13 protein-coding genes are annotated in these 13,068 nt (G+C 30.7%); 10 read left to right on the forward strand and 3 right to left on the reverse strand.

Annotation, left to right across the window (positions count from 1 at the left end; all coding sequences use genetic code 11):
* The first annotated feature begins 91 nt into the window (after positions 1 to 91).
* From ACFSX9_RS15440 to ACFSX9_RS15455, 4 genes are all read left to right on the forward strand, one after another.
* On the forward strand, positions 92 to 580 hold the full coding sequence (locus ACFSX9_RS15440) for a hypothetical protein (protein ID WP_379809300.1): 489 nt from the start codon (positions 92 to 94) through the stop codon (positions 578 to 580).
* A 391-nt stretch (positions 581 to 971) separates the two neighbouring features.
* Positions 972 to 3,086 carry a heavy metal translocating P-type ATPase gene (locus ACFSX9_RS15445; RefSeq protein ID WP_379809302.1) on the forward strand — a complete coding sequence of 705 codons (2,115 nt, stop codon included), beginning with the start codon at positions 972 to 974 and terminating at the stop codon, positions 3,084 to 3,086.
* 196 nt (positions 3,087 to 3,282) lie between these two features.
* Positions 3,283 to 3,819: a hypothetical protein gene (locus ACFSX9_RS15450; RefSeq protein WP_379809304.1), complete on the forward strand. Its 537-nt coding sequence runs from the start codon at positions 3,283 to 3,285 to the stop codon at positions 3,817 to 3,819.
* Positions 3,820 to 3,907: 88 nt separating this feature from the next.
* Positions 3,908 to 4,366 (forward strand): hypothetical protein, encoded by a 459-nt coding sequence (locus ACFSX9_RS15455; RefSeq protein ID WP_379809306.1) that lies wholly within the window; start codon positions 3,908 to 3,910, stop codon positions 4,364 to 4,366.
* A 549-nt stretch (positions 4,367 to 4,915) separates the two neighbouring features.
* On the opposite strand, the gene ACFSX9_RS15460 is transcribed toward ACFSX9_RS15455, so the two are convergent.
* The 3 genes from ACFSX9_RS15460 to ACFSX9_RS15470 are packed head-to-tail and all read right to left on the reverse strand — an operon-like array spanning position 4,916 to position 7,709.
* Positions 4,916 to 5,596, reverse strand: coding sequence for a hypothetical protein (locus ACFSX9_RS15460; RefSeq protein WP_379809308.1), 681 nt, complete (start codon positions 5,594 to 5,596; stop codon positions 4,916 to 4,918).
* A gap of 46 nt (positions 5,597 to 5,642) precedes the next feature.
* Positions 5,643 to 6,713, reverse strand: coding sequence for an Rpo12/RPC10 RNA polymerase subunit family protein (locus tag ACFSX9_RS15465; protein WP_379809310.1), 1,071 nt, complete (start codon positions 6,711 to 6,713; stop codon positions 5,643 to 5,645).
* A gap of 12 nt (positions 6,714 to 6,725) precedes the next feature.
* Entirely contained in the window at positions 6,726 to 7,709 is a 984-nt protein-coding gene (locus ACFSX9_RS15470; protein WP_379809312.1) for an SPFH domain-containing protein, read from the reverse strand.
* A 727-nt stretch (positions 7,710 to 8,436) separates the two neighbouring features.
* On the opposite strand from ACFSX9_RS15470, the gene ACFSX9_RS15475 reads away from it, so the two are divergent.
* From ACFSX9_RS15475 to ACFSX9_RS15500, 6 genes are all read left to right on the forward strand, one after another.
* Positions 8,437 to 8,952, forward strand: coding sequence for a hypothetical protein (locus ACFSX9_RS15475; protein ID WP_379809314.1), 516 nt, complete (start codon positions 8,437 to 8,439; stop codon positions 8,950 to 8,952).
* A gap of 161 nt (positions 8,953 to 9,113) precedes the next feature.
* Entirely contained in the window at positions 9,114 to 9,602 is a 489-nt protein-coding gene (locus ACFSX9_RS15480) for a hypothetical protein (RefSeq protein ID WP_379809316.1), read from the forward strand.
* A 55-nt stretch (positions 9,603 to 9,657) separates the two neighbouring features.
* Positions 9,658 to 9,903 (forward strand): hypothetical protein, encoded by a 246-nt coding sequence (locus ACFSX9_RS15485; RefSeq protein WP_379809318.1) that lies wholly within the window; start codon positions 9,658 to 9,660, stop codon positions 9,901 to 9,903.
* 977 nt (positions 9,904 to 10,880) lie between these two features.
* Positions 10,881 to 11,354, forward strand: coding sequence for a hypothetical protein (locus tag ACFSX9_RS15490; protein WP_379809320.1), 474 nt, complete (start codon positions 10,881 to 10,883; stop codon positions 11,352 to 11,354).
* A gap of 196 nt (positions 11,355 to 11,550) precedes the next feature.
* A complete protein-coding gene (locus ACFSX9_RS15495) occupies positions 11,551 to 11,988 on the forward strand; it encodes a hypothetical protein (RefSeq protein ID WP_379809322.1) in 438 nt (145 codons plus the stop codon).
* A 130-nt stretch (positions 11,989 to 12,118) separates the two neighbouring features.
* On the forward strand, positions 12,119 to 12,868 hold the full coding sequence (locus ACFSX9_RS15500) for a hypothetical protein (RefSeq protein ID WP_379809324.1): 750 nt from the start codon (positions 12,119 to 12,121) through the stop codon (positions 12,866 to 12,868).
* The last annotated feature ends 200 nt before the right edge of the window (positions 12,869 to 13,068 follow it).

Below are 13,068 nucleotides of genomic sequence, written 5' to 3' on the forward strand. Positions count from 1 at the left end.
ATTAATTGTATTTTCGTCTAGTAAAATTTTCATTGCTTTCAACTCAATCTATCTCAATTGAGAAATAAATCAAATTAAAACCAATATTATAATGAGCACAAATTTAATCAGCATGTTGATTCTCCTGATTCCTTTGGGTATTCTTGGAAATTATGGAGTGCATTTATATTTTAAAAATAAGCGTAAACTACTCTTTAAAAGCATTGGAGAGAAGCTTTTCGTAGAAATTAAAAATATAGATGTTGAAATGTATGCTACAAACAAACTTGGTGTATCTTCGAAATTTTTCAACTCTGATATAATTCTTTTTGAAAACACTCTTTTGTTGTTGTTAAGAAATAAAATAATCAATACCAACAGCTCAATTATGCAATTATCTAAAAGTGATGATTTTGATAAACTTGAGGGTGTTGGTAACCGATTTACTATAGGAAAAAAAGAATATTTAACAAACAAAATTAAACTGATTTCAACAAGATATTCATCACCAACTATTGTTTTTGAAGTGAATTTAGAATTTAAAGCGCAATTAGAAGAACTACAAGTTGTTAAAGAATTTCTAGAATCAGTTGAAATTTAGAAATAGTAGCAATCAATAGTTGAGACTTGTTTAAATGTGCAATATTAGAACTGGATGCTTCAACGTAAATGCTAATTAGAATTTAGCAGCTAATCAAAACATTATTTATATAGGTTTAACTGATTTTAAACAAAAGTTTTATATCGTAAAGTGTTAAATCGAGAATAGAATAACTATAACTTTAAATTGAAATAATTTTGCAAATAGTTTAAAAGTTGAATTTAGCGTAAACAATAAAAGATGACTTGGCTTCTGGGAAATTAGAAATAGTTTCCCTTTTTTTGTTTTATATTTGTTGTAGTTAGTATCGAGCTTTTCCGAGGTTTAGAACCGAAAAACGGTAAGTGCCAAGAGTAGGAAACTCTGATAAACATAATGATAAAATTAAAAAATGGATAATAAGAAACACCAACATATTTACAACAAATACGGCAAGCAAATTTGCTGCACGCAAGAAGAAAGGATTTATACAAGAGCAGGCGCAAAAGGTTTGATAGCAACTGCTGGAAATGAAAATCAAGAAAGGGAAACTATAAAGAATCACGAAAAGCAACACAATCATGAGCAAGATCACGAACACAATCACGATGATCACGATCACGATCACGATCATGACGATCATGATCACGGCTATACTTCGGGATTTATGCAATATGTGCCAGCAATTATTTCGTTTTGCTTATTGCTGACTGGAATTGCTTTAGATTATTATATTAAACCAGAATTTTTTAAAAGTTATATTCGGTTCATTTTATATTTTGTAGCGTATTTACCTGTTGGATTACCAGTTTTAAAAGAAGCCTTTGAAACCTTACAAAAAGGACAACTATTTACAGAGTTTACCTTAATGTGTGTGGCAACATTGGGTGCTTTTGCCATTGGAGAATATCCGGAAGGTGTTGCTGTAATGCTTTTCTATGGTATTGGAGAACTATTTCAAAGTGCAGCAGTAAATCGTGCAAAAGGCAATATTAAAGCTTTGTTAGATGTTCGTCCCACAATAGCGAATGTTTATAGAAACAACAATTACATCACTGTAAATCCGGAAGAAGTAGCGATTGCCGAAACGATCCAAATTATGGTGGGTGAAAAAGTTCCGTTAGATGGAATAATGCTTAGTGAGAACAGTAGTTTTAATACTTCGGCATTGACAGGGGAAAGCAAGCCGGCAAGCATAAAACAAGGAGAAACAGTATTGGCCGGAATGTTGAACTTAGAAAAAGTAATTGAAATTAAAGTTACTAGAAAATTCGCTGATAGTTCGCTAGCTCGCATATTGGATATGGTGCAAAACGCGACAGCAAAAAAAGCAAAAACAGAATTGTTAATTCGGAAATTTGCTAAAATATATACACCTATTGTCTTCTTTTTAGCTTTGGCGGTAGTTATAATTCCATTCTTTTTTGTAAGCGATTACGTTTTCAAAGATTGGCTGTATAGAGCATTAATTTTCTTAGTTATTTCTTGTCCTTGCGCATTAGTTATTTCTATTCCGTTAGGTTATTTTGGTGGGATTGGCGCCGCAAGCAGGCACGGTATTTTGTTTAAAGGTTCAAATTATTTAGAGCTAATGACCAAAATTAACACTGTGGTTATGGACAAAACGGGCACAATGACAAAAGGAGTTTTTAAAGTCCAAAAAATTGAAGTGGCCAACAATACCACTAAGGAAGAGCTAATGCAATCATTAGTTGCGCTTGAGAAAAAATCGACACATCCAATAGCCAAAGCAATCGTAGAAAGTGAAAAAGACAATGACCATCAGTACGAGGCAACAGCTATTGAAGAAATAAGCGGCCATGGATTAAAAGGAGTTGTAAATAGTAAAGTTGTGCTAGCTGGTAACACCAAACTTTTACAGAAGTTCAATATAGTTTATGATAAAAATATTGATGCAATCGTAGAGAGTATTGTTGTGGTTGCGATTGACAATCAATATGCCGGTTATGTTATAATTGCCGATGAGATTAAGGAAGATGCAAAAGAGGCAATCAGACAAATGCATGCTAATGGAATTACGAAAATAGTAATGTTAAGTGGCGACAAAAATGCAATTACACAACAGGTAGCACTTCATTTAGGAATTGATACGGCTTTTGGTGATTTATTGCCGGAAGATAAAGTCCAAAAAGTAGAAGAATTAAAGCAAGACAAAAATAACATAATTGCTTTTGTAGGCGATGGAATAAACGACGCGCCTGTTTTAGCATTAAGCGATGTGGGTATTGCGATGGGAGCAATGGGAAGCGATGCAGCAATTGAAACGGCAAACGTGGTGATTCAAAACGACCAACCTTCAAAAATTGCAACAGCCATAAAAATAGGGAAGGCGACAAGAAAAATAGTAATACAAAATATTATTTTAGCATTTGCTGTTAAAGCTATTGTTCTTATTCTTGGTGCGGGTGGAATTGCCACAATGTGGGAAGCTGTTTTTGCAGATGTTGGTGTCGCATTATTAGCTATTTTAAATGCGGTTCGAATACAAAAAATGAACTTTAAGTAAATAAAACTATTCTAAAATAAAGCAATCAATCCAAGAGAATTGGTTCAGTTTGGTTTACTTTTGCACAATCTTTTCAGCTAGTGAGTTGTTTTATGGCATTTTCGGTTGATCAAAAAATCGCGACAGATGCCATAAAAATTAGGTAATTCTAAGAAAAGTAAAAAAAGAAGTAAATAAAAATAAATTACAAAGTATTTTGGAAGAAATTGAATTAACAGAGCAGGACAAAATATATCTTTCAAAAGAGTATAAAAATTACGAGATAGGAATGTTTGTTTCCATCTTCGTTTTACTATTTTTATTTATTGCTTTTATCTATTTTAATTTTATAAATAAAGCATTGAATGAAATTGATGGTTTATCAGTTGCTTTTCAATCGCTTGGTTTAGGAGTTTTAACCTACATTAGTTTTAAAGGTATTGAGAGAAATAGAATGGTGAAAGCCGCTCTTTTTAATCAGAAGAAGATTTCAGGTAATTTTAAGATAATTGGAAAAGAAATAAAAAACAACGAAGCTCCTGACAATGTGTTAGAATATGTAATTAAAATATTTTCAGAAATTGAAAATAAAAATAAATATATTTTCTTAAGTACTGTTGATTATCAGAAAATGGACATGGATGAATTAATTTACATTGAGTATTTTAAACCATCTGATTTAATAAAAGCGTTACATTATAAAAACGAAAAGATAGCGTATAAGCGCTATCAGATTTATAACAGTGATAAATAAAAAGTATTTTGTACTAAATCTTTTTAAAGTGTTTTTTGCTATCTATTTTTCAAATTTATAAGTAATTCGTTACAACAAAGATAACTTCATGGAATTACATACTTTATTTAAAGACTCATTTGATACTTTTAAGGTGTTTGCAAAATTAGATACGCAAAAAGCTAGTTTGCTTCATAACAATACGCCAAAAAGTATTTGGCAAATATTGAATCATTTAATAATTTGGCAAGAGTATCAGATAAGGAAATTGAGTGCTGTTGCTACAGCGGAGATAAATGAAATTGATACTTGGTTTGCATCAAAAGAGGTAAGCGATGAAGTTTTACTTATTAATAAGATCGCTACTTTTGAAACCCAAATTGAAACGATTAAAGAAATGTTGCGTAAAATGACACTTCAAGACAATAATAGTGAGGAAAAACTGAAAATCATTCAAGATATTACAGTTCATTTATCATTCCATTTGGGTGAAATAATTACAATAATGCGTCAAAATGGACACTATCCAATGCCGCACGAAATGGAACATTTTCTAAACGCAGAATAAAAACCGCGACTAAATTTAGAGAAGAGATTAAATTGACACTTTAATTGATTTTAGATATTTTTATTGTCTTTGAAAAATTAATAGAGTAGCAAAAAAACATAAAACAGAAGGAAGATGAAAATTACAAGAAAAGAGAGGATTATTTATTTATTGCCGCAGTAGTTGTTTATTTAATGGCAACCATTTACACTAGTTTTGAGGACGTGAAAAAAGGCTTTTTTGATGGAGTTAAAGATGCAGATGCGGTTGCTGTTACAAAAGATAATTAGTTATTAGCTCAACTTCTTTCGGTCTTTTTTTAAATTCTATAAATTATTTTGTTAGTACAATTCTAAAATACAATCCTATTTTTGAATTTTACTACTAAGTTGCGTTAGCGATGGAAGTGGCATCCTTTTTGTTTTTTCAACAAAAAGATAGAACGCACAGCGCGACCCTTGTGGTAACGCCCAAATAATCAAAACCATCTTTAAATATACTTATTTCTCTATTATATTCTTGAAGTAAATTTCAGCAAAACTGATTACGTGCCAGCTAATTAGTAAGCAGTTAAAGCCAGTTAAAAAGAATTTGTAATAACAAACGTGTCAAAAAATTCAAGATTGTTAAACTAGCAATAAAATAAATAATAAGCGAACTGCTAGAAATTCCTTTCTTCAAAACTTGGTGTAAAATAAATAAGGCTAAGAAGGAAGCAATGAAAATTATAATTGATACTAAATATACAAGAATTTCAGCTAGTTCGTCGTTAATTACATTTTCTTCATAAGTGAGATTAATTTTTAGATGCAACATCGCTAGAGCAATGGAAGCAATAAGAAACTTTAGAAAAAACATCTTTTTCTGAATAGGGACAGTTTCAACAGCAGTGAAATTCGCATTCGACATTGTACCTTCTTGCAAAGATTCAATTGTTGCAGTACTTTTATTCTTTGCGGTAGGTTGGAGTAGGAGATACAAGTTATATAACGGAATAAATAGGAAATAAATAGGTTTTTTAATATCGTTCATTCGGCCAAATCCTATGCAAATTGTGGTGATTACAAATCCAATAATTAAGAGCAATTCCAAGTAATAATGGTCCTGAAAAAAGTGTTGAAAAATAGTTAACAGCGCATAATTAACCAATACAAAAAACCAATAATCACCACGACTTGTCAATTTTATCTGCGTCTTAAAATTTGACCAGATATCCACGTATTCATTTAAACAATCTCTCTGGTGCGTCATAACTTATTTTTTTTTAAGAAATTGTAATTTTAAAAGTGCTGTAAGCTTAGCTAAAAGCCATAAAAAGAACAATAACAAAAATGACGGCTAAGACAATTGCCGTAACAATTTTAGTGGTGGAAAGTGGTTTTTCGCCATGAATGGCGCCTGTTTGACCGTTGATGATGAAAAAATATTTCTTATCCTTAAAAAGATATTCACAAAACCAGACTGGTAAAATAATGTGTTTATAGGTTTCATCACAAAACTCCGTTGAGACTTCTAAGCCACTATACGTGTCAGCAGCTAAATAAGTCGCAGCCATTTCTTCTACCTTACTCGTTATAAAGTTCTTTGACAACGTATAACTATCGTTCATGTCTTTGTCAAAAGCCTTTGCGTTCCAACCCAACAAATATTTTTCGTTCAGAGGTTTCAATTCATCAAGATGAAAAGGATATATTTTATTGATATAATCTTGTGTAATTTCTTGATTGCCACATATTAAAATATCATTGAAAAATTGAGAAAACTGTCCTTCTTTGTATTGCCATCTAGTTCTTCTAACGCTTCTTGTCTGTGATTTACCTTGTGAATCTCGGTAAGACTCCGTTACATAGTAATATGTACCCGATTGCCCGCTCCATTGATTCTCTGTATTCGCATCAAATGTCCAAAATGGTATATAATGACCTACTAAATTATCGGCAATGGAAAGCTCCTTTAAAGAAGAATCGTTCCAAAAACCTTTTCCAATCCAGGCGATGAAATGTTCCATTGCCTTGTCTTTTGAAACCGCAAACGGAATAATCGAAGACGGCACAATGGTTCTGCTTTTATAAGCACTCGCATTAATTACATTATTGCCACAATTGCGGCATTCAAAAAAAGCGATATCTTCCTTTAACTTGGTTTCTTGACCGCATTTGCTGCATTTATAGTTGACATCATTTATGGGCAACATGTGCGAACTGATTGCGCTATTAAAACTATCGATTGTGATTTCAGCAATAAGTTCATCGCTTTTCTCAATCGAAAATACAGTATGGCAATGCAAACACTTTAAATCATTTTTTTCCGCGTCATAATTAAGCTCAGACGAACAATTAGGGCATGGGAATTCCTTAAAATCAGACATGAAGTAACTTCTTTATAATTTGTCTAAAATTTCTTGTTTCTTCTTGCTGAATTCCTCTTCCGTTAGAATACCTTGGTTTTTAAGTTCGCCCAGTTGTTTTAGCATCTCTAATAAATCTGTTTTACTTGCTTGTGGCGTGTTTGGTGTGTTTTGTTGCTGGCCCATCATGTTGGTCAAAAGCATTCCGGCACCCATACCACCCATAGCACCGGCAGTGTCATTATCAGCTAATTTCTCTAGCGCAATACCACCTTGCATTTGGTTGAACTCATTTAGATTGCCTTTTAGAATATTCAGTTCTGTTTTCTTATCTAAAATCTTTTCTACCTCTTCTGGAAGCGAAACATTTTCAATAAAAAACTTTTCAAGCTGAATCCCATAAGTGTCGAGTTCAAGTTGCAGAATTGGTTTTAGTTTTTCGCCTAATTCCGTGAAATTCGAAGCTAAATTTAAGACCGAAATATTAGCTTCTGCAAACGCTTCGGCTAATCTACTGGCGATAATGTTTTTTAGCGGTTCTTCAATTTGGCTGGTTTTCACAAACGGATTTGTACCTGCAAATTGCTTAATAAAATGTTTGGGATCTTTAATTGTGATGGCAAAATTCCCGAAAGACTTTACCCGAACCTGTCCAAATTCACTGTCTTTAAACAAAATAGCGCCAGATGTTCCCCATTTTAAGTTCGTAAACTGCTTTGTGTTCACATAATAAACATCCACTTTAAAAGGCGATTCAAAACCATATTTCCATGATTTTAAAGTTGTGGTAACTGGCATATTATTCGTGGATAATGTGTGAAGCCCTGGCAAATAAGCGTCGCCAAACTCACCTTCGTTCATAAGCACCACATTTTGGCTTTCTCTAACCGTTAATTTTGCACCATTTTTTATATTGTTTCCCTTATCTTGAAATTTCCAAATTATCGTATCCGTTGAGTTATCTACCCAGTCAATAACCTCTATCAATTCGTTTTTAATAAAATCAAATAGTCCCATAATCTTTTTGTTTTGGTTGTCCGTTTTAAGACTTCTAAAGTAATAAAAATTTACAAATAAGACCGAAATTAAAATTGCAACTATTTTTTGGATCCTTTACCAGTTGTTTTTAGTGCTAATTTTTCTAACAGCCTATTTTTTTATTTGGTAAAGCCTTTTGAAGTTGCGATAATTCATTTACACAATCCTGTCTTTAAACAAAATCCTCATCCTACCCAACTAACGCATCACAACTCGATAGTTCCGAAATACTACTTTCTGTTAGCACCAATTTCTGGCTTAAATTGCTTTTACTTCTCTTTTGTTCTTGTACTTGTTCTTGGGCGTTCGAGCGGGCTATTCGTTCTATCTTTTTATTTTGAAAATAAAATAAAAAGGATGCCACTACTATCCCTAACGCGGGTTTAGGTCACCATCATAAGTCAGCAATCAAAAGTTTCAGGATTTTTCGACTTTTATCTAATCTATGCAAAGTAATTTGGAAAAATGTTTTTAATCAAGCTTCAGTTTAAATTTATAAAAGCCACTTTGTTTTATAAAAATCTCTAAGACTTGTGTTTTTTTATTTACATTTGAAAAAGAAATAGGCATGACAATTATAATATCTATACACCCAAAAATGGGTGGCTTTGTATCATTGAGTGATACATATAAATAAGTTGGCAGTAATTTTACCGCACAATCGAAAACTAACATATTAAGAGAGAATAGAATGATAGGGTATTTAATGAGAAAGGTTTTTTACAAAAAAATGACTTCCGAAATTACCGAAATAAAGTTAACTGAAAATGGATTCAGCTTAAATGAAACTTTTGGAGCGAAAGCGAATTTATTTAAGTGGAACGAAATAAATAACATTCATTTTTCAGAAAATAACGAGAATGTTATTATTGAAAAATCAGACAAAAAATTTGTTTTAAAAAATTGCAATATTGGTTGGTATGATTTGATTCAAAATGTACCATTGAATTTTACGAATTTTGATTTTGCCTATGTGAAAAATTTTATTGAATCCCTTAAACCTTGCAAAATATGCGGAATTGTTGCTTTGAATAAAAATGAATGTATTGTTTGTGAAAATGTTCCTTGGAATAGTGCAATGACGGAAACAGAAATTGACTATATAAAAACAAAGCAATTAGATTTTTATTCCGAAAGTATAAATGAGAAACGTGAAATTAAAAAAATAGCCGAGCCTGAACACGGATTTAAAGCTGACAAGAATTGGAAATTATACATATAATATAAAAAAACTACTGCCAACAGTGGTTTTGAAAGATTGCGAAAATTGTGCTAAATTCACATATATCTTTCGCAAGAAATTTTATCTTAGCGGAAAAATATCGGTTACGAAGCTCGCAACCTTTCAAAGCCGCGAACCGTTATGCACAAGCTTAAAAAAAAATGACGTATACAAAAGAACAAATTACCGATATTTTAAATAAGTCTATAGATGAATTATTTGAAAAAGATTCTCAAATAATTTTTGAAACATACAACTTACACGAAAGATCCATAACTCATCGTCTTGCAATTTATATAGAAAAGCATTTTGAAAATACAGATTATGTAGTCGATGTAGAATACAACAGAATGAGAAATGATTACGGAGAAGATATAATTGGAAATCTAATCGGTAAAAATTTAGATTTTGAAAAGTATGGTAAAGATTCCAGTAACGTATATCCTGATATTATTGTGCATAAAAGAGATACACATCATAACTTGTTAGAAATAGAACTTAAAATGCAATGGAAGAATGGAAAACGAGATTTTGATTACATAAAGATTAATGAATATATTACTCAATTAGATTACAAATTTGGTGTTTATATAGAGTTATCTGAAATAAGAGAGAATTGTACAATAGAATTTGGACCATTCAACATATAAATTACAAAAAAGACTTTACTTTCTATAAAAACTTTATATATTTAAATAAAAACATATGAGAAACTTATTATTAAGAGCAATAGATGAACAAAATCCTGTGAACATATATTTCACAGTTCAAGATAATGAACAAAATACTTGTAGATTATTTTATCCGAATTTTCTTGTCACAGGAATTAATGATACTAACAATACTTTTATAGGATATTCCCAAGAAGAAAGAACTAAAAACATAGGACAAAAAGTTATAACAGAAGACAGCATAAGCCCTATTTGCAGAGTGGAATTTAACGAAGATTAAAAAGCCTGTGCATAACAGCCGTTTGGCGTGATTGGGGATTTAGTGGAATTACCGTTTTTTCATTACCTTTACGTGAAGCCGAAAATACTCGGTTTCAAAAGCCCCCAACCACGCCAAGCGCCAAGACGTTACCTGCTATTTTAATGAAAATCAGACTTTTAAACAACTTTTTCAATTAAACTTAAAATAAAAATGTGAAAATAGCTTATCTTTTTTGGAATTTTAAAAATGGAAAATAAATACTAATTTTAAAATACTAATATTATAAACATTGAACACTTAAAAAACAAAAGATTAACAATTTTAAAATTAATAAAATGTTACAGAAAATTATTTCACTAAATAAATCTCCAAAACTTGAAAAGATATTAAGGTTAATAATGATTTTAATATTTTTACATTTGACTTATATTTTTGGAATTTACTATTCTACTACATTAAATTTTAATAATCCATTGTTACCAAAATATTTGGCATTTGAAGTTTTTGAACCATATGCAAAAAAAGGCTTAATACTGACAATCGGATTAATGTCCATAACTATTTTTAATTTTATCAAACAGAATTTAATTGCATTAATTCTATGTCTTTTAATTCTCATTATTTATTACGGAACGAGTTTTGAGGCAAATTTTTCCGAATATCAGAAATAGAGTTAAATATATTTTATTAAAACTGAAAAATAGAAATGTAAAAAAACAGCAGGTAACAGCCGTTTGGCGTGATTGGGGATTTAGTGGAATTAGCGTTTTTTTATTACCTTTACGTTAAGCCGAAAATACTCGGTTTCAAAAGTCCCCAACCACGCCAAGCGCCAAGACGTTATGTGACAGCTACAGAAAACCGAACTAAACAAAAGATTATAAATGTTTTAAAATAAAAATTAAAGGCTTTATTATTTGATATTCAGTCGGAATAAAAAAACAGAAACTTGAAAATTGTGAGTCATTTTGGCGAAAACCAAAGGAAAATTAAAAATGAAAATCTATCCACTTAAAAAATATTCGTTTGTATTTATTAACGAACGTTCGAAAGCAATATCTGAACTACAAAAAGAAACTTTATCTGACGAACAATTTGTTTCTGACTGGAATAAACAAACTTTTATAGGAAAAATAAATGAACCAAATTTTGAACTAAAATTATCAAAAAATTTATATGGTAGTTTTTGTGTGTTTAAAGGAAGTTTAAACGAAAAAAACGGCACTTTAGAAATTGAAATAAATAAAATTTTCAAGGTCATTTTATTCGCTATTTTTCTATTCCCTATTTTTGGTCTTATAACGTCATTATTCAAAAATGGGTTTAAGAATTCGATTGAACTATTTTTGCCGACAATATTTTTTATTATTATATTAAGATTTATATTTATAGAATTGGCGTTTCGAATTATTTCGAAAATTGGAATTGAAAAATTGAATAGAATAATTGCAATCGAAAAATATATTTAAAATAAACCGCATAAATAGCCGTCACATAACAGCGGTTTGCATAAATGGCGAATTATATGGTAAATTCACGTTTATCTTTCGCAAGAAATTTTATCTTAGCCGAAAGATTACGGTTACGAATTTCGCCACTTCTGCAAGCCGCGAAACGTTGTGCATAATGTAAAGCAACGATTCGGAAAACTGAAAAACGACAGAATTGAAAAATAGAATTTCTATAACTGAATATCTGAAAAATGATAAAACACAACGTTTAATTTATGGCGGAATCTTACTCTTATGGATATTTGTCGGACTGAATTTCGTAAAATATAAATATGACTTTAGTCCATTCTATTTTGATATTTTTTATGCGATGGTCTTTCCTACGATTATTCTGATTGCACCAATTATTATGAATAAAAAAATATTTTGGTTAATAGCTTTCGGATTTACACTATTACACGGAATTTGGTCAACATATAAAATTGTATTCGCCTTTTCAGTTAATTTTCACAGAGATTATATTCCAAATCTAACGTGGGATTTAAAAGATATTGGAGTTTCCGTCTTGCTCATTGTAGTCTCATTTTTAGTTACTTGGATTATATGGAAAATAAATCCAATGAAAAAAAACACTATGCACAACACCGGTTAGCACAAAATGGTTTAAGCTTGGTTTTTCCTTCGGAAAAACCTCTATGATTCGTAATTTTGTTTTATATTTGTTTTGGTCAGTGATTAATTCAAACCACTTTCGCTAGCCGAGAACCGTTGGCAGTAATGTTATGAAAAAAGAAACTAAAGAGAAATCTATTGAACATATCGGAATTGGTATTTCCAAAATCATTGGAAATTATACAGATTATGTGTTGCTGATAAACGCTTGTGATGTTGCATCTAAAAGATATGAAACTATGGAAAATCCAATAGTTTTAAGTACAACACAAAACATACCTGAACCATTGAGGCTTGACAGTTTTGAAATGGACGTACAATTTACAAAGGAAGAATTAGTAAATGAATATAGTTCAGACATTTTAATTAAAATTTTTGAAAACTATTTGATACGTTCAATTTCTGTTGTAGATGGAATACTGGAAGATTTATTTGAAATTATTCTTAAATGTGAAGACAATCTTGCGGAATCTGAAATCGAAAAAAGCATAAGTAATGCTTGGAGAAATGACAATTTAAAAAATTATTTAACAAATCCAAATGGCTTAAATTTAAAAAAACCAGATGGTATGAATATGAGTTTTGACGAAACATTCATGCGATATTTAGAATTGCGAATAATTAGACACGCAATTATTCACACAAATGGCATATTGACTGAAAAAGATTACAACAGATTAAAAGAATTTGAAGAAAAAACACCAGTTGAAAGAAAAAATATGGCTTTAATAAATTCACAATTAATAGATCACAATAAAAAAATCATTTTAAGTTTAAATAAAATGTTAGCGATTAGACAATATTTAGACAGATTTTTAATGTATTTTTATAATTCTTTTCAACAAGAAGTAACAGAATAAAAAACACTACTGCCAACAGCGGTTTGCAAAAATGGCGAAATATGTGGTAAATTCACGTTTATCTTTCGCAAGAAATTTTATCTTAGCCGAAAGATTACGGTTACGAAGTTCGCCACTTCTGCAAGCCGCAACACGTCAGGCTGTGAAAAAACCTTGTTTTTTCACAATTTCGCTTTTAAAAGCTCTTGTAAACTTCAATA

This window comes from Flavobacterium ardleyense (assembly GCF_042686085.1).
Classification (GTDB): Bacteria; Bacteroidota; Bacteroidia; order Flavobacteriales; family Flavobacteriaceae; genus Flavobacterium; species Flavobacterium ardleyense.

What these genes read in the sequence shown, in the direction of transcription:
- ACFSX9_RS15440 (WP_379809300.1), top strand. Translation starts at nt 92, where the DNA reads ATGAGCACAAATTTAATCAGCATGTTGATTCTCCTGATTCCTTTGGGT.
- ACFSX9_RS15445 (WP_379809302.1), top strand. Translation starts at nt 972, where the DNA reads ATGGATAATAAGAAACACCAACATATTTACAACAAATACGGCAAGCAA.
- ACFSX9_RS15455 (WP_379809306.1), top strand. Translation starts at nt 3,908, where the DNA reads ATGGAATTACATACTTTATTTAAAGACTCATTTGATACTTTTAAGGTG.
- ACFSX9_RS15460 (WP_379809308.1), bottom strand. Translation starts at nt 5,596, where the DNA reads ATGACGCACCAGAGAGATTGTTTAAATGAATACGTGGATATCTGGTCA.
- ACFSX9_RS15465 (WP_379809310.1), bottom strand. Translation starts at nt 6,713, where the DNA reads ATGTCTGATTTTAAGGAATTCCCATGCCCTAATTGTTCGTCTGAGCTT.
- ACFSX9_RS15470 (WP_379809312.1), bottom strand. Translation starts at nt 7,709, where the DNA reads ATGGGACTATTTGATTTTATTAAAAACGAATTGATAGAGGTTATTGAC.
- ACFSX9_RS15475 (WP_379809314.1), top strand. Translation starts at nt 8,437, where the DNA reads ATGAGAAAGGTTTTTTACAAAAAAATGACTTCCGAAATTACCGAAATA.
- ACFSX9_RS15480 (WP_379809316.1), top strand. Translation starts at nt 9,114, where the DNA reads ATGACGTATACAAAAGAACAAATTACCGATATTTTAAATAAGTCTATA.
- ACFSX9_RS15485 (WP_379809318.1), top strand. Translation starts at nt 9,658, where the DNA reads ATGAGAAACTTATTATTAAGAGCAATAGATGAACAAAATCCTGTGAAC.
- ACFSX9_RS15490 (WP_379809320.1), top strand. Translation starts at nt 10,881, where the DNA reads ATGAAAATCTATCCACTTAAAAAATATTCGTTTGTATTTATTAACGAA.
- ACFSX9_RS15500 (WP_379809324.1), top strand. Translation starts at nt 12,119, where the DNA reads ATGAAAAAAGAAACTAAAGAGAAATCTATTGAACATATCGGAATTGGT.